Below are 16,068 nucleotides of genomic sequence, written 5' to 3'. Positions count from 1 at the left end.
CCGGCAGCTCGCTCTCCGCCCGCCACCTGACGGCCAGCACACCTTCCGCGCAACTCACCGGGCCGCTCGGCCTGCTCGCGGTGCTGGCCGGCGTGGCGATAATCGTTCAGCGGTACCGGCGCGCAACGGCGTCGCCACTCGGGTGGCCGACTTACTTTCTGCGCGTCACCTGACAGCCGGTTCACCTTCTGCGCGTCATTTGACATGAAGTTGAGGTGGGCGTGGGCGAGCCGGGCGTTCCGCAGGCTCGACTCGACGGCGGGGGTGAGCCCGGTGAGGACGTCGCCGGGGTTGTCCCTGGTGATGGGTCCTGGGTATTCCGGGTGGCTTACCTTCTGCGCGCTACTTGAGCACTGGCTCGCCCTCTGTCCGTCACTTGCCCGGCAACTCACCCCTGCCGCCCCTTCGTTGAAGGCGCGGATCCGCACTTCGCACTGGTGATAGCGCCGCGCGCCGGACCGTGCCTTCGACCGGGACGGCTGCCGACATGCGGATACGTGCTGAACGCTCTATCCGTCCGCCGCCCACCCATGAGTACGCATGAGAACAGCGGCCACCCTGACGAACCGCTCCCGATCGAGAATCGCGCCCTCACGCCGGATGTCGCCCTCATCCAGCTCGAATATCCGATCCAGCCGCAAGAACGACGGCCGCACCTCGCGATCCCACGTCCCCGCGCCCAGCGCCAGCCACTCGTCCCCGCCGCCGCCCTTGCTGGACAACATCATCCCCAGCAACCGCCGCCCATGCCGCCCCACGACCAGCAGCGGCCGATCCTTCCCTCGCCCCGGATCCTCCTCGTAGGGCACCCACGCCCAAACGATCTCCCCAGGATCCGCCATTCCATCCAAATCCGGCGAATATTCCAACGAGGCCATCCGATCCACCCGATGAACCTCACGAACCGCCCCCCGAGCCGGCCGGGGATCCTCACCTAGATCACGCACAACCAAACCTTACCCACCCGAATCCCACCAACCACCACAACAACCCCAGAACTCACATCGGCCCACCCGCCCCCGCGGACTCCGCCCCACCCCAGGCCGTGTGCTAGGTCACTCCCGAACAACTCGGCCCGCCACCCTCGGCTCCGCGCCCGGCAGAATCGACGGCGCCCGTTCTTTGATGTCGGCATCGTGGGTGAGTCCGCCTCCACGTCCAGGAGAAACGACGCATGGTGCCAACGATCAGCCGGTCAAGCCGCCGGTCACGGCACCAACGCCGAGATCTTCTTGGGCACGCACATCCGCCATGCCTCGATCACCAGCTCGCGAGCCTCCTCCTCGTCCAACGCCCCCAACCAGGCCTGAACCCACCGATAACGCTCATCAGACGGCCGAGGCATGAAGAACTTCTCCGGCTCAGCCTTGATCAGCGCAGCCCGCTCCTCCTTTGGAAACCCAAACCCCATCGACGTCTCATCCGGCGAAATAGCCACATAAACGATCGACCCCACCCGGAACTTCACCCGATCCCGGATCAGATGCTCCGTAGTCCGAGGCAGCCCCAACGCAACCGCCCTGATCAGCTCAACAGTCACCATGCCCGGGATCGTAACCACCACCACCGACAATTCCGCGCCCAGCTCACTTCACCCGGTCTCGTAGCGGTAGCCGTATCTGGTGCTGGCATAGGATCGCGCGCGGCGGCGGACGTCGACCACGGAGGTAGGACGGCGTGACGGTGTGGCACGAACCACAGCACGAGCCGATCACATGGGACATGTTCCTTGATATCGATCCGAACATTCAGCGTGATCTTGAGATCGTGGACGGCTTCGTCGTCCCGCGTGAGCAACGGAGTCGAGAGCACCAGAAGGTGGCAACGCGGCTGTCTTCGGCCTTGGAGAAGGCAGCGATTGCCGAGGTGCGGCGTTCAGGCCGGGACAAGAGTTACGAGACCAACACCGAAGTAGATGTTTTGCTCTGGGATGTGCCCCCCACCGCACGCAAGCCTGATGTGGTCCTTCATCGCTGCCTGCCCGAGTTCGAGCAACTCGCAGCCGAACACGTGGTCATTGTGGTCGAGGTGCTTTCAACCTGGTCAGCACGCCGTGATCGTGTCCACAAGATGGGCGATTACGCCGATGCTGGCATTCCGCACTACTGGATTGTGGACTTCGACAAGATCGGGGCCGTCTCGATCGATAGGTATGTGCTGGCGGGTCGCAACAGTCCGTACACACATATCGGTACGACCCATCGGGACATGGGTCCAATCGCCGTGAACATCACGGCTCCCTTCCCCATTGAGGTGCTCTGGGCGGATCTGGAAGTCGCGCCGCAGCTCTGAGCGGCATGCGGGATCAGGTGGTTCGTACCCAGTGTGGGTCGTCGTAGAGGACTACGTCGGTGCCTTGGAGGAGGCGGGCGGGGGCGGAGAGGAGGGCCAGTTCGCCTTGGGACTGGAGGTGGAGGAGGAGGTCGCGGACTCGGGGGCCTACGGGGAGGCGGCCTGGGGGGAGGCCCAGGTGGGTGCGGACCTTGTCGGATAGGTCGGAGAGGCGGAAGGGGTGGTGGGGGAGGAGGGTGCGGATCAGGGGGAGGGTGATGACGCGTTCGGCTTCGGCGTGGGCGAGTTCCCAGACGAGTTGGGGGCCTCGGCGGCCGGTGGCGGCGCAGGCCGTGCAGGGGCGGGTGTAGCCGGGGACGGGTTCCTGGCGGGTGGTGCCGAAGCAGGTGGTGCAGAGGTTGAGCTCCATGGCGTGGAGTTCGGCGGAGGTCTCGTCGGGGAGCGAGAGGCCGCAGGCGCAGGTGAAGGCACGGGCGGGGAAGCCGGGAGAGCCAGGGTCATCAGGGGTGTCCCCTGGGAGCCACTGGGCTGATATTTGGTGATTCGTCATCGCATCGCACTTTAGCTGTCGCCAGGCCGCGCGAAGGCCGTCATAGTGAGACCACGAAAGCTGGAAATTTCCGGATTTGCTCTGGGGTGGGAGCGGTCATGGTCGTGGTCGGCACGTGGAATCTGGAGAACCTCTACCGGGCGGGCGGGGAGTCCGGGCCCCGGGACGAGGCCGCGTACGAGGCGAAACTCAAAGCGCTCGCCGGGACGATCACGCAGATCGGGCCGGACGTGCTGGGCGTGCAGGAGGTCGGCGAGCCGGAGGCGCTGCTGGACCTGGTCGGGCTGCTCGAAGGGGAGTGGCACGTCGAGCTCTCCCAGCACCCGGACGCCCGCGGCATCCGGGTCGGCTTCATCAGCAGGCTCCCGCTGACCGTCCTGCACGACGTCACCACGTTCCCGCGCCCGCTCCAAGCCGTGCAGAGCACCGACGGCGGCGGCACCGTGAACAACACCAGCCGGGGCGTCCTCGCCGTCCAGGCGGGCGCCGACCTGGTCGTGGTCGCCGCCCACCTCAAGTCCAAACTGCTCTCCTTCCCCGGCGGCCGGTTCAGCCCCCGGGACGAGGGCGAACGCGCCCGCGTCGGCGCGTACGCCCTGATGCGCCGCACCGCGGAAGCCGTCACGTTACGCGGCCTGGCCGACCAGATCCTGGCCGGCGAGGGCACGAGCCGCTCACTGGTCGTCCTGGGCGACCTGAACGACGAGCCCGAGGCCGCCACCACGCAGATCCTGCTGGGCCCGCCAGGATCGGAGATCGGCACGCCGGGCGAGCGGGTGCCCGATCGGGGCGACGCCTGGCGGCTGTGGAATCTCGCGCCGCGCATCCCCGAGGCGGAACGCTTCTCCCGGGTCTACCACGGCCGCCGCGAACTGATCGACCACATCCTGATCAGCCGCGCCCTGCTCGGCAAGGTCCAGGCGGTGCGCTCGATCATCGACCACGGCCTGCCCTCCGTCGGCGACCTGCCGTCGGCGCGCCGCGACACGCCGGATTCCGACCATGCCCCCATCACCGTGACGCTCTCCTTGTGACACCATCTTTGGTATGCGCAAATCGGGGTGGTTGGCAGCGGGATTGGTGGCGGCGGGGGCCGCCTGGGCGATGCGGGACATTCCCGCCGCGCTGGGCGCGAAACCCGCCGGGGAACGGGCCGAACGGGTGCGTCGTTCGCCCCAATTCGACGGTACGGCGTTCCGGAACTCGGACCCGACGACGGTGCCGCCCGCCGGCGAGACCAAGCCGATCATGCGCGACCTCATGGAAGGCCGCGAACAGCGCAAACCGCACGGCCCGATCCCGCTGGTGACCCCCTCCGTCAAGCCCCTGAGCAGCCTTGACGCCATCTGGTACGGCCACGCGTCCACCCTGATCGAAATCGAGGGCCGCCGGGTCCTGTTCGACCCGATGTGGAGCGATCGCTGCTCCCCGGCCGCGCATCTCGGGCCGCGCCGCCTGCACGAGCCCCCGGCCCGCCTCGACACCCTGCCCCAGGTGGACGCGATCGTGATCTCCCACGACCACTACGACCACCTCGACATGCAGACCATCCGCGCCCTGGTCGGCCTGCAGTCCGCCCCCTTTCTGGTCCCGCTCGGCGTCGGCGCCCACCTGGAGCGCTGGGGCGTGCCGCCATTCCGGATCGTCGAACTCGACTGGAACGAGTCGGTCACCATCGCGGGCCTGCACCTCACCGTCACCGAGGCCCGGCACTTCTCCGGCCGCGGGCTCCGCCGCAACGGCACCCTCTGGGGCTCCTGGGTGATCTCCGGCGCGACCCGCCGCGTCTTCTACACCGGTGACTCCGGCTATTTCCCGGGCTACGCCGACCTCGGCGAGAAGCACGGCCCGTTCGATCTCGCGCTCATCCAGATCGGCGCGTACAGCCCGAGCTGGCCCGACATTCACATGACTCCGGAAGAGGCCATCGCCGCCCATCTCGACCTGCGGGCGAAACTGCTGATCCCGGTGCACTGGTGCACGTTCGTCCTGGCCTTTCACCCCTGGGGCGAGCCGGTCGACCGGCTCTGGCGCGAGGCCAAGGCCAGGGGGGTACGGCTGGCCGTACCCAAACCCGGAGAGCGCGTCGCGGTGGATCAGCCGCCGCTGGTGGACGGCTGGTGGCAATCGATCTCGTAGAACCCCAGTACGATTGCCGGGCACATGACGTCTGGTAGGGGGAGAGCGCGTGGCGGAGAAGGTCATCCTGATTGATGATCTCGATCAGTCCGAAGGCGAGGATGTGGTCCGGCGGGAGTTCCAGCTCCTGCAGCGCACGTTCGCGATCGATCTGTCGGAGGCGAACAGCGCGCGGCTGGCCGAGGCGGTCAGCCTGATCGAACTGGCGCTGGAGCGGGGCCGCGAGGTCAAGCAGGCGACCAGGGCGCGGAAGGCGGCCGAGCCGCAGCGGCTGCGCGGGCACACCAACAGCGATGTCCGGGCGTGGGCCCGGGAGCAGGGCATCGACGTGCCCGCCCGGGGCACGCCCCCGGATGAGGTGATCGACAAGTTCCTCGCGGCGCACCCGGAGCCCGGGGACGACTGACGTGCGGATCGATCTGCACGCCCACAGCACCGCCTCGGACGGGACGGAGAGTCCCGCCGAGGTGGTCCGCCGTGCCCGCGCGGCCGGTCTTGACGTCCTGGCCCTCACTGACCACGACGGCGTCGCCGGCCACCCGGAGGCGATCGAGGCCCTGCCCGACGGGCTGACCCTGGTTCCCGGCATGGAGCTGTCGTGCCGCCGGGACGGGATGAGCATCCACATGCTGGCCTACCTGTTCGATCCCGGCCATCCCGAGCTGGCGGCCGAACTGGAGCTGATCCGGGCCGCCCGCGACGACCGGGCCGCCGCCATGGTGGCCAGGATCGCCGAGCTCGGCGTGCCGATCACGCTCGACATGGTCGCGGCCATCGCCGCCGGCGGCGTGATCGGCCGCCCGCACATCGCCCGCGCCATGCTGGCGGTCGGCGCCGTCGCGACCGTCGCGGAGGCGTTCACCCCCGCCTGGATCGGCTCGGGCGGGCGCGCCCACGTTTCCCGCTACGCCCTCGACCCCGTTCGGGCGGTACGGCTCACGCTCGCCGCCGGGGGAGCGGCGGTCCTCGCGCACCCCCGCTCCGCCAAGCGCGGCCGCACCGTGCCCGCCGACTGGATCGCCGAGCTGGCCGCCGCCGGTCTGGCCGGAATCGAGATCGACCATCGCGACCACACCCCCGAGGCCCGCGCCGAACTCCGCGCCCTCGCCGCCGACCTGGATCTGATCGTCACCGGCGCCAGCGACGACCACGGCGACCTGACCGGCCACCGCCTCGGCTGCGAGACGACCAGCCCGGAGCAGTACGAGCGCCTTCTCGCGAGCGCCGCGGCCCGCACCCCGATCACCGGCTCCCTCAGCGAACCCGCCTGAGCGCCCGTTCGACGAACGTCGCCTGGTGAGCGCGGCGGCACACCTACCGGTTACGGCTCTCTCGCCGAGCCCGCCTTCAGAACAGGGACAGGGCGAATTCGTTGGTCAGGCGGTGCCAGAGCCTAGGCTGGCGGAGCATCCCGTGGCCTTCGCCTGGAATGTCCACCATCTGGACCTCGGTGGCGACCTCGCGGGCGCGCCGGGCGTAGGCGTGCGTCTCGCCGGGCTTCGTGGTCCGGTCGGCCGATCCGTGCACGAGGAGTACGCGGCGGCCTGCCAGCTGGGCGACGGGTTCCCCCTCCGGCACCCAGGGAGCCAGCGCGGCCACGCCGACCACGTTCGGGTCGCCGGCCACGCGCAGAGCCGTACGGCCGCCCATGGAGTGGCCGACCAGGATGACGGGCACGTCGTGCGCCCGCCGCAGCTTGGCCAGCACCTCGGTGATGTCGGTCACCGGCGAGGCGTCGGGGCCGTTCCAGCCGCGCACCCGGTAGCGCGCCCGCCAGACGGCCAGGCCGCGGTCGGCGCCCGCCCGGGTCAGCGCCCAGGCGAACGGGATCATCCGGAGCACCGCGAGCTGCCGCGCGCTGGTCGCCGTGCGCCCGACCTCCTGCCCGCCGTGCAACACCAGGGCCACCGCTTTGACCGCGCCATGGGCGGGGATGACGTGGACGACGGGCTCACGCATCGCGGCCGCCCCGGCGCGGCAGCCACAGGGTCAGCAGCCGGGCTCGCGGCGCCACCCGGGCGGCCAGGCTGAACAGCGCCTCGGTCCGGGACCGGTCGGCGTCCAAGTGGGTGAACAGGTTGACCCCCAGGTAGAAAGTGATCGCCGCGTACGCCAGGTCGCGCGGCGGCAGCGGTTTCGCGAGCGCGGAACCCCCGATCACCCGGCCTCGACCTCCGCCAGTTCCTCCAGGTTCCGCACCGACGCTACCGCGTCCCGATAGGTGGTCATGCGCGATCCAGTGACGGTGGACGCGTTCGGGGGAGGGTCTCCCATCAGGGAAGGGTGAGGATCCGGGGGCCGTCGTCGGTGATGGCGATCGTGTGCTCGATGTGGACGGCGCGGGTGCCGTCCGAGCTGCGCAGGGCCCAGCCGTCGCCGGCGGTGTAGTAGTGGTCGGAGCCGCCGGACAGGAACATCGGCTCGAGGGCCAGGGTGAGGCCCGGGCGCAGGACCAGGCCGCGGCGCGGGCGGCCCTCGTTGTGGACGAACGGGGGCTCGTGCATGTGGCGGCCGATGCCGTGGCCGCCGAAGCCGTCGGGGATGCCGTATCCGGCGGCGCGGCCCACCTGGCCGATGGCGTGTTCGATGTCGCCCAGCCGGTTGCCGGGGACGGCCATCTTCAGCGCCGCCTCCATCGCCTCCCAGGCCACGTCGATCAGGCGCTGGTCCTGGCCGGAGGCCACCTCGCCGACCAGGGTGCTGAACGCGGCGTCGCCCGCCCAGCCGTCCAGGTACGCCCCGAAGTCGATGGTCAGCAGATCGCCCTCGCGGACCCGGTAGCGGTCCGGGATGCCGTGCACGATCACGTCGTTCACCGACGCGCAGATCACGGCCGGGAATGGGGTCGGCGCGAAGTCCGGCTTGTAGCGCAGGAACGCCGATGTGGCCTTGCTCTCCGCCAGGATCGTGACGGCGATCTCGTTCAGTTCCGTCAGCCGTACGCCCGGGGCGACCGCGGCCTTCATGGCGGCCAGCGCGCGCCCGACGACCCGCCCCGCCTCCCGCATGGCGTCCAGCTCGCCACTCGTCTTGATCTCGACCATGATTCCTCCTACCGGTTCCTCCAATAGTTATACCGGTATTGTTATCACGGTTGCTAGGATGCGTGCATGGTGCGACCTTCGCTCTCCGAACTGGACCACGAACGCGGCCACCGCCTGGGCCGCCTCCTGCGTGAAGCCAGGGGGGAGCGCAGCATGCCGGAGGTCGCGGCTGCCGCGGGCCTCTCCCCGGAAACCCTCCGCAAAATCGAGACAGGCCGCGTCCCCACCCCGGCCTTCTTCACCATCGCCGCCCTAGGCCAGGCCCTGGGCATCTCCCTGGACGTCCTCGCCCAGGCATGCGCGGAACAACACGCCGCCTGAACCGCGCTTTAGAAGGTGAGCGTCCATCCTTCGCGTCCGGCTTGTTCTTTGGTGTACGAGACGCCGTGAACCTTGAGACCGGCGGGGTCGAGCAAGGTGATGGCTCCGCCGTTGTTGCCGAGTTGTAGACCGGCTGTCACCGGGAGGCGGAGAGTCTCGCCGGGTCCGAGGGAGCCCGCCAGGGGAAGGGTGCGTTTGGCCTGGTCGGCGAGGTGCCAGCCGGCGAGGCTGGTCGGTCCGGGTGAGGCGTTGAGGAGGGTGACGGTCTCCGCTTCCGGGGCGGGGCCGACGGGGTTGACCAGCGCGGCGACGATCCGCAACGGCAGGTCTCCCGGGGCAGGCCGGGCCGGGGCGGTGCCGATGGTGTGACCGGTGGTGTCGTCGGTGTGCCAGGCCTGGGACTGGAAGGCCAGGAAGATCGCGATCCATCGGTCCTCGCCGGGGAGGTGGATGAGGAGTCCGCCGTCCTGCCAGACGCCGTCGTCCCGGCGGAAACGCTCGCTGTTGCCCTGGTTCATGTGCACGTCGTGCACCCCGTTGCCCGGCAGGAAGCCGAAGACCTTGTCGCGAGTGGACGCTTCCGGCCCCCATCGTTCGCCGAAGACGTACACCCCCGCCGCGGCGTCATTGATGGCGCGCTGGACGTAGTGGTCGAGCTTGTCGGCGAGGTCGTTGTCGCTTCCGGGCAGCTCAGGCGGCAGGGCGCGCATGAGTGCGGGATCGAACAGGTTGCCCCGGATATAGTCCAGCGCTCCCTGCCCCGGGCTGGACGCCAGCGCCGTCCATCCGCTCCCGGCGGCGGGCAGCAGCCCGGTCAGGGGATGGGTGAAGTTCTCGTCAGCGAGATACAGCAGCTCGGAGGGCGCCTGCTGCGACTGCACGTTGACCGCGGCCCGGTAGTCGGTGCCCGCGTTATCCCGCAGATGGATCTGGTAGTGCGGAGTGTCGGTGGTTCCTTCACGACGCCGATCCACCGGACGACCGGCGAGTACACCGTAGGAGCGCAACGGCATTGGGATGAAGTCCAATCAGCACAGGGGAGCCAGGACCCGGCTCCAAACCGAATCGCGCATGAAATCGAAAGCGTGGGGCATCCGGCCGCGACGTCGATCCCCCCGGGCCGGAACTCGCTTCCGCCGCTCAGAGAATAACCTCAACGATGGTCACGCACGCGCGCTTGACCCAGCCGTGCACCTCGGGCAAGTCATCACGTCCTATCGCGCCGGGCGAGGATCACCGTGGAGGCCTCTGGCGAGAACGCGAACCAGCGACGATTCGGATTCGCGGCGCACTGATACCGGCGTCCCGGCGGGTGGGCACCTCTGCCGCCCGCCGGGGCTGTTTCACGTTGGCCCACGACCGCGAGCTTCGGCATCGCGGACAGCAGGCAGGTCCTGGATTTCAGCGGTTTCGTCGGCCCGGGTCGTTGAGGCCCGCGCGGCGGAGGGCTTCGGCCATGGAGCCGCCGCCGGAGCCGGAGTCGCGGCCGGAGCCGCCGCGGTTCTGGCGGGATTGGCCGCCGCCCTGCTGTTTGCCGCCCGCTTTGCCCTGGCGAGGTTCGCCGCGCGGGGACGGCACGGATTTCGCCGCGTCGTCCTCCAGGCGCAATGTCAGGGAGATGCGTTTGCGGGGGATGTCCACGTCGAGCACCTTGACCCGGACGATGTCGCCCGGTTTCACCACATCGCGCGGATCCTTCACGAAATTTGATGACATGGCCGAGACGTGGACCAAGCCGTCCTGGTGGACGCCGACGTCCACGAACGCGCCGAAGGCGGCGACGTTGGTGACGACGCCTTCCAGGATCAGGCCGGGCTTGAGGTCGCTGATCTTGTCGATGCCGTCCTTGAAGGTGGCCGTCTTGAAGGCGGGGCGAGGGTCGCGGCCGGGCTTTTCGAGTTCCTTGAGGATGTCGGTCACCGTCGGGAGGCCGAAGGTGTCGTCGACGAAGTCGGCGGGGTTGAGTTTCCTGAGTTTGGCGCTGTCGCCGATCAGGGATTTGAGGTCGCCGCCCGCCAGGATCCGGCGCACCACCGGATACGCCTCCGGGTGCACGCTGGAGGCGTCGAGCGGATCGTCTCCGCCGGGGATGCGCAGGAAGCCCGCGCACTGCTCGAAGGCCTTGGGCCCCAGCCGGGCCACGTCCTTCAACGCCCGCCGCGACCGGAACGGGCCGTTGGCGTCCCGGTGCAGCACGATGTTCTCGGCCAGCCCGGACCCGATCCCGGACACCCGCGTCAGCAGGGGAGCGGAGGCCGTGTTCACGTCCACGCCGACCGCGTTCACGCAGTCCTCCACCACCGCGTCCAGCGACCGCGACAACTTCAGCTCCGACAGGTCGTGCTGATACTGCCCCACGCCGATCGACTTGGGATCGATCTTCACCAGCTCGGCCAGCGGATCCTGCAGCCGCCGCGCGATCGACACCGCGCCCCGCAGCGACACGTCCAGCTCGGGCAACTCCTGCGAAGCGTACGAAGAAGCCGAATAGACCGAAGCCCCCGCCTCCGACACCACGATCTTCGTCAGGCCGGGCATCAGCTTCAGCAGGTCGCCCGCGAGCTTGTCGGTCTCCCGCGACGCGGTCCCGTTGCCGATCGCGATCAGCTCGACCGAGTGCTTGCGCGCGAGCGCCCCGAGCACGGCGATCGACTGGTCCCACTGCCGCCGCGGCTCGTGCGGGTAGATCGTCGCGGTCTCGACCACCTTGCCGGTCGCGTCGACCACGGCCACCTTCACCCCCGTACGCAACCCGGGGTCGAGCCCCATCGTCGGCCGGGTCCCCGCCGGAGCGGCCAGCAGCAGGTCGCGCAGGTTGGCCGCGAACACCCGCACGGCCTCCTCCTCGGCCGCCTGCCACAGCCGCGTCCGCAGGTCGATCCCCAGATGCACGAGCACCCGCGTCCGCCAGGCCCACCGCACCGTGTCCACCAGCCAGCGATCCCCCGCCCGGCCCTGGTCCGCGATCCCGAACCGCCGCGCGATCCGCCGCTCGAACGTGCTCGGCCCCTCCTGCGGCTCCTCCGGCTCCAGGGTCAGCGAGAGGATCTCCTCCTTCTCACCCCGGAACATGGCCAGGATGCGATGCGAGGGCAGCTTGGTGAACGGCTCGCCGAACGCGAAGTAGTCCGAGAACTTGGCGCCGGCTTCCTCCTTGCCCTCCTTGACCTGCGCCAGCAGCCGCCCGCGCGACCACATGCTCTCGCGCAGCTCGCCGATCAGGTCCGCGTCCTCCCCGAACCGCTCGATGAGAATGGCCCGCGCCCCTTCGAGGGCGGCCGCCGCGTCGGCCACCGCCTCCCCGACATAGGCGGCCGCGGTGGCCGCCGGATCCAGGGTCGGATCCCCGAGCAGCTGGTCGGCCAGCGGCTCAAGACCGGCCTCCCGCGCGATCTGCGCCTTGGTCCGCCGCTTCGGCTTGTAGGGCAGGTAGATGTCCTCCAGCCGCGCCTTGGAGTCGGCCGCCATGATCTGCGCTTCCAGCGCGTCGTCCAGCTTGCCCTGCGACCGGATCGACTCCAGGATCGCGCTCCGGCGCTCCTCCAGCTCCCGCAGATAGCGCAGCCGCTCCTCCAGCGACCGCAACTGCGCGTCGTCGAGCATCTCGGTCGCTTCCTTGCGATACCGCGCGATGAACGGCACGGTCGCCCCGCCATCGAGCAGCTCCACGGCCGCGGCCACCTGCCGCTCCCGCACACCGAGCTCCTCGGCGATCCGCTGGTTGATCGAAGTCGTCACCCGGCTATTCTGCCCGACCCCGCACGCCCTCGCCGCCTCCCTGTGGACAACGAGCGGAAGGCCCGCCGGAGAGGGGGTTCTCCGGCGGGCCAGGTATGGGCGATCAGAGGTTCGCCCGGGTCGCGGTCAGGCCAGGCCGTTCTTCATGGCCGTGATCAGTTCGCCGTTGGAGGTGTCGCCGGTGAGTTCCCAGAAGAACGCGCCGCCGAGTCCCTGATCCTTGGAGTAGGTCATCTTGCCGCCGATGGTGCCCGGCGTGTCGTAGCTCCACCAGTTGCTGCCGCACTTCGCGTACGACGTGCCGGCGATCGTCCCGGTGGGCGGGCAGGTGTTCTTGAGGACCTTGTAGTCCTCGTTGCCCGCCTCGTACGTGCCGGGCGCCGGGCCGGTGGCCGTACCACCCGGAGTGGCCTGGGTGACGCCGGTCCAGCCGCGGCCGTAGAAACCGATGCCGAGGAGCAGCTTGCTGGACGGAATGCCCTTGCTCTTCAGCTTCTGGATGGCCGCGTCGGAGTAGAAGCCCGCCTGCGGGATGCCCGTGTAGGACGTCAGCGGCGAGTGCGGAGCGGTCGGGCCCTGCGGGGCGAAGGCGCCGAAGTAGTCGTAGGTCATGACGTTGTACCAGTCGAGGTACTGGGCGGCGCCGCCGTAGTCGGCCGCGTCGATCTTGCCGCCGTTGGTGCCGTCGGCGGTGATCGCGGCGGTGACCAGGTTGCCGGAGCCGAACCGGTTGCGCAGCGCCTGCATCACGTTGCGGAAGGACGCGAAGCCGCTGGTGTCACAGGACAGGCCGCAGGCGTTCGGGTACTCCCAGTCGATGTCGATGCCGTCGAAGACGTCCGCCCAGCGCGGGTCCTCCACCAGGTTGTAGCAGGAGTTGGCGAAGGCGGTCGGGTTGGCCGCGGCCTGGCCGAAGCCGCCGGACCAGGTCCAGCCGCCGAACGAGAAGAGGATCTTGATGTTCGGGTACTGCGCCTTCAGCTTGCGCAGCTGGTTGAAGCTGCCGCGCAGCGCGCCCGCGTCCCAGGTGTCGGCGACGCCGTCCACGCTCTCGGCCGCGCTGTAGAACCGGTCGTAGTCGGCGTAGGTGTCGCCGAGGACGCACTGACCGTTGGTCACGTTGCCGAAGGCGTAGTTGATGTGGGTCAGCTTGGCCGCCGAGCCGCTGGTGACGATGTTCTTGACGTGGTAAGCGCGCTGGTAGACGCCCCACTGCACGAAGTAGCCGAGCAGCTTCTTGCCGCCACCCCCGCCACCGGTGGTGGTCGCGGTCACCGAGTTGCTCAGGCCGGACTGGTTGTTGGCCGCGTCGCGCGCCCGTACCTGGTAGGTGTAGCTGGTGTTGGCCGCCCGTCCGGTGTCGGTGTAGGTCGTCCCGGTCACCGTGGTGACGAGCGTGCCGCCACGGTAGATCAGGTATCCGGTGACGCCCACGTTGTCGGTGGAGGCGTTCCAGGCCAGCGAGACGCTGTTGCTGGTCACACCGGTGCTGCGCAGGTTGCCGGGTACGGACGGCGCGGTCGTGTCGCCCCCGCCACCGGTGGTGGTCGCGGTCACCGAGTTGCTCAGGCCGGACTGGTTGTTGGCCGCGTCGCGCGCCCGTACCTGGTAGGTGTAGCTGGTGTTGGCCGCCCGTCCGGTGTCGGTGTAGGTCGTCCCGGTCACCGTGGTGACGAGCGTGCCGCCACGGTAGATCAGGTATCCGGTGACGCCCACGTTGTCGGTGGAGGCGTTCCAGGCCAGCGAGACGCTGTTGCTGGTCACACCGGTGGTGCGCAGGTTGCCGGGCACGGAGGGTGCGGTCGTGTCGCCGCCACCGCCGCCGCCGGTCACCGCGATCGCCGACACGGTCGCGTAGTTGGCCCCGCCGTTCATGTTGAACTGCACGTTCAGCTGGCCGTCGCTGACCGTCGTGTTGTACGTCCGGTCGCAGGCGTTCAACGCCCCGCAGGAGGCGAACACGTCGAAGCCGGTGGCCACCACCGTGTTCTCGATCCGGATGTCGAACTTGCGCTGCCCGGCGGCGTTGGCCCAGTCCTCGACCATCTTCAGGGTGACCGTGTACGTGCCGTTGGCGACGTCGAACTTGTAGCCGCCCCAGCCGTTGAACAGCTGATAGTTCTGGTAGAGGGCGTCGTCGGTGGTGCCCCCGATGGCGCTGCCGGTCGAGCCGGAGCCGTAGGAGGTCTCATACCCCCAGGTGCCGCTGGTGTACGCCTTGTCGGCGAGCCAGGCGTTGCCGCCGCCGTCGGTGAAGGCCCCGCCGTTGGCGTTGGCCCGCAGCGGTACGGTCACCGCGCCGAACGCGGCGTTTGGGGAGAGGAGAAGAGGAAGAAGCAGTGCCCCCACTGCCAGTAACAGGGTGTAAACGGTCCTGGATCTCATATCTGTGCTGCTCCACGTCCATGGGGGGATCGGGATGTCGACGGGACGCGTGTGCGCGGCCGACCGGGCTCGGACGGGCACTCCGGGGGAAACGCTCAGCGGGCATGTTCCTGGGCGGGCGGCGATCGCTGCATGACGCACGGTTCCTAGCTGCGGGTTCCAAGGAAACTATTAGGAAGCTTTCCTTTTAATTGGAGCGAACGTAACCCGCCTGCCGTTTCGTCGTCAATAACCAGCCTGGAGCGAGCGCCAGATGGGCTCGGGCAGCACCCGGGCGGCCTCGGCCAGATCGATGCCCGGCACCCCCGCCAGCCAGCGCCGGGTCACCTCGGCGAGCGGCCCGATCAGCAGCATCTCGATCAGCGGAATCGGCAGGTCGGCCACGGTTCCGGCGGCGATGTGCGGGCGCAGCCAGGCGATCAGGCGGTCGATCTGCGGCGCTTTGCGCTCGGCGATCACGGCGGAGTGCCCGGCCGTGTTGGGGGCGGCGTGGATGAAACGGGCGCGCGCCGGGCTGGTCCCGGCGAAGGCCAGGTACGCGCGGACGATCGCGCGCACTCCCGTCCGCGGCGTGCGGGTGCGCTCCAGGGCGTCGATCAGCGCGTCCAGCAGCAGGGCCATGCATTCGGTGTACAGCGCCGCCGCGAGCCCGTCGAAGCTGCCGAAATGGTGGTAAAGGCTGCCCACACTGACGCCGCTGCGGGTGATCACCCCGCGCAGGGTGAAATCACCCTCCGTGAACGCGATCAGGGCCGTGTCCAGCAGTCGCCGGACGGTCTCCTCGCTCCTGCGCTGCCTCATCCGGCCCCGGTGAGCGCGGCGGCCTGCGCCCAGACCCGCCTGGCGAGGTCCTCGTCCAGCTCGATCGGGATCTCCTGGTTCACGTTGAAGAACCGGCCGGTGCCCTTGTCCTCGAGCGCGAGCCGTACGACCGGCTCCGCGCCCTGCTCAGGAGTCAGCCAGAACCGCTTGGCCACTTTGAGCAGCAGACCGACCGGGCCGCCCCGGTCGCCCAGACCTGTCCGGATCACCCCCGGGTGCACGGCGTCGATCGTCACCCCGGCATCCTCCCATCGCCTGGCGAACAGCGGGAGCATGAGCACGTTGCAGAGCTTGGTGTCCGCGTAGGTGCGGATCGGGTGGAAGTCCAGGCCTTGCGGGGTGCGGGCGGGGTCTGCCTTGCCTTTGGCGTACAGGCCCGCGCTGACCTGCACCACCCGGGCCAGGAGGTCCTCCAGCAGGTGGTTGAGCAGGAACGGCGCGAGGTGGTTGACCGCGAACGACTCCTCCACGCCGTCGGCGGTGAGCACCCGGCGGCTCGGCCACAGGCCCGCGTTGTGCACCAGCACCTCGATCCTGGGACAGATCCGGCGCAGCTCCTCGGCCGCGATCCGGACTCCCGCGAACGTGGTGAGGTCGCCCACGACCAGATCCACCTCCCCGGGCAGCGCCCGGATCGCCGCCGCGCCGCGTTCCCGGTCCCGGGAGACCAGCACCACCCGCTCCCCGGCCCGCGACAGCCGCTCGCACACCGCGTATCCGATCCCCCGGTTGCCCCCGGTCACCACCACAGTCATGCCGGCAGCATATTTAGAGCAA

At 69.4% G+C, this 16,068-nt stretch carries 16 protein-coding genes and 1 pseudogene; 6 read left to right on the top strand and 11 right to left on the bottom strand.

Annotated features, from left to right (window positions below; genetic code table 11):
• Positions 1-509: 509 nt before the first annotated feature.
• Both ABGB08_RS13655 and ABGB08_RS13650 read right to left on the bottom strand, forming a co-directional pair.
• Positions 510-878 carry a type II toxin-antitoxin system PemK/MazF family toxin gene (locus tag ABGB08_RS13655; RefSeq protein ID WP_347590024.1) on the bottom strand — a complete coding sequence of 123 codons (369 nt, stop codon included), beginning with the start codon at positions 876-878 and terminating at the stop codon, positions 510-512.
• A 329-nt stretch (positions 879-1,207) separates the two neighbouring features.
• The gene (locus ABGB08_RS13650; protein ID WP_347590288.1) at positions 1,208-1,567 is read right to left on the bottom strand and encodes an MmcQ/YjbR family DNA-binding protein; all 360 of its coding nucleotides are present in this window, start codon (positions 1,565-1,567) and stop codon (positions 1,208-1,210) included.
• A gap of 110 nt (positions 1,568-1,677) precedes the next feature.
• Here ABGB08_RS13650 and ABGB08_RS13645 point away from each other — a divergent pair, with 110 nt between their 5' ends.
• Positions 1,678-2,292: a Uma2 family endonuclease gene (locus ABGB08_RS13645; RefSeq protein WP_347590022.1), complete on the top strand. Its 615-nt coding sequence runs from the start codon at positions 1,678-1,680 to the stop codon at positions 2,290-2,292.
• A gap of 13 nt (positions 2,293-2,305) precedes the next feature.
• Here ABGB08_RS13645 and ABGB08_RS13640 read toward each other — a convergent pair whose 3' ends face one another.
• On the bottom strand, positions 2,306-2,842 hold the full coding sequence (locus tag ABGB08_RS13640; RefSeq protein WP_347590020.1) for a hypothetical protein: 537 nt from the start codon (positions 2,840-2,842) through the stop codon (positions 2,306-2,308).
• A 98-nt stretch (positions 2,843-2,940) separates the two neighbouring features.
• Between ABGB08_RS13640 and ABGB08_RS13635 the strand changes: the two genes are divergently transcribed.
• The 4 genes from ABGB08_RS13635 to ABGB08_RS13620 are packed head-to-tail and all read left to right on the top strand — an operon-like array spanning position 2,941 to position 6,252.
• Positions 2,941-3,876: an endonuclease/exonuclease/phosphatase family protein gene (locus ABGB08_RS13635; protein ID WP_347590018.1), complete on the top strand. Its 936-nt coding sequence runs from the start codon at positions 2,941-2,943 to the stop codon at positions 3,874-3,876.
• Between the two features lie 13 nt (positions 3,877-3,889).
• Positions 3,890-4,981 (top strand): MBL fold metallo-hydrolase, encoded by a 1,092-nt coding sequence (locus tag ABGB08_RS13630; RefSeq protein ID WP_347590016.1) that lies wholly within the window; start codon positions 3,890-3,892, stop codon positions 4,979-4,981.
• A 49-nt stretch (positions 4,982-5,030) separates the two neighbouring features.
• Positions 5,031-5,387, top strand: coding sequence for a histone-like nucleoid-structuring protein Lsr2 (locus tag ABGB08_RS13625; protein WP_155360188.1), 357 nt, complete (start codon positions 5,031-5,033; stop codon positions 5,385-5,387).
• 1 nt (position 5,388) lies between these two features.
• Positions 5,389-6,252: a PHP domain-containing protein gene (locus ABGB08_RS13620; RefSeq protein WP_347590013.1), complete on the top strand. Its 864-nt coding sequence runs from the start codon at positions 5,389-5,391 to the stop codon at positions 6,250-6,252.
• 76 nt (positions 6,253-6,328) lie between these two features.
• Here ABGB08_RS13620 and ABGB08_RS13615 read toward each other — a convergent pair whose 3' ends face one another.
• From ABGB08_RS13615 to map, 3 genes and pseudogenes are all read right to left on the bottom strand, one after another.
• The gene (locus ABGB08_RS13615; RefSeq protein WP_347590011.1) at positions 6,329-6,940 is read right to left on the bottom strand and encodes an alpha/beta fold hydrolase; all 612 of its coding nucleotides are present in this window, start codon (positions 6,938-6,940) and stop codon (positions 6,329-6,331) included.
• A pseudogene (locus tag ABGB08_RS13610) lies at positions 6,933-7,145 on the bottom strand (TetR/AcrR family transcriptional regulator); the annotation flags it as partial. The gene ABGB08_RS13615 and the pseudogene ABGB08_RS13610, both read right to left, overlap by 8 nt.
• A gap of 109 nt (positions 7,146-7,254) precedes the next feature.
• Positions 7,255-8,025: a type I methionyl aminopeptidase gene (gene map, locus ABGB08_RS13605; protein WP_347590009.1), complete on the bottom strand. Its 771-nt coding sequence runs from the start codon at positions 8,023-8,025 to the stop codon at positions 7,255-7,257.
• 66 nt (positions 8,026-8,091) lie between these two features.
• Here map and ABGB08_RS13600 point away from each other — a divergent pair, with 66 nt between their 5' ends.
• Positions 8,092-8,346: a helix-turn-helix transcriptional regulator gene (locus ABGB08_RS13600; RefSeq protein ID WP_155360184.1), complete on the top strand. Its 255-nt coding sequence runs from the start codon at positions 8,092-8,094 to the stop codon at positions 8,344-8,346.
• A gap of 8 nt (positions 8,347-8,354) precedes the next feature.
• Here the strand turns inward: ABGB08_RS13600 and ABGB08_RS13595 are convergent, their stop codons facing one another.
• From ABGB08_RS13595 to ABGB08_RS13575, 5 genes are all read right to left on the bottom strand, one after another.
• A complete protein-coding gene (locus ABGB08_RS13595) occupies positions 8,355-9,374 on the bottom strand; it encodes a DUF2278 family protein (RefSeq protein ID WP_347590007.1) in 1,020 nt (339 codons plus the stop codon).
• A gap of 373 nt (positions 9,375-9,747) precedes the next feature.
• Positions 9,748-12,084, bottom strand: coding sequence for a Tex family protein (locus tag ABGB08_RS13590; RefSeq protein WP_347590005.1), 2,337 nt, complete (start codon positions 12,082-12,084; stop codon positions 9,748-9,750).
• Between the two features lie 126 nt (positions 12,085-12,210).
• Positions 12,211-14,379 (bottom strand): glycosyl hydrolase family 18 protein, encoded by a 2,169-nt coding sequence (locus tag ABGB08_RS13585; protein ID WP_347590003.1) that lies wholly within the window; start codon positions 14,377-14,379, stop codon positions 12,211-12,213.
• Between the two features lie 315 nt (positions 14,380-14,694).
• Positions 14,695-15,270, bottom strand: a complete 576-nt coding sequence (locus ABGB08_RS13580) for a TetR/AcrR family transcriptional regulator (RefSeq protein WP_347590001.1) — start codon at positions 15,268-15,270, stop codon at positions 14,695-14,697.
• Positions 15,267-16,046 (bottom strand): SDR family NAD(P)-dependent oxidoreductase, encoded by a 780-nt coding sequence (locus ABGB08_RS13575; RefSeq protein ID WP_347589999.1) that lies wholly within the window; start codon positions 16,044-16,046, stop codon positions 15,267-15,269. Before ABGB08_RS13575 ends, ABGB08_RS13580 begins: the two co-directional genes overlap by 4 nt.
• Positions 16,047-16,068: the final 22 nt, after the last annotated feature.

The organism is Acrocarpospora sp. B8E8 (genome assembly GCF_039871605.1).
Taxonomy (GTDB): Bacteria; Actinomycetota; Actinomycetes; order Streptosporangiales; family Streptosporangiaceae; genus Acrocarpospora; species Acrocarpospora macrocephala.
Note: the sequence above shows the minus strand (reverse complement) of the source record. Positions and strands in the feature narration are given on the sequence as shown.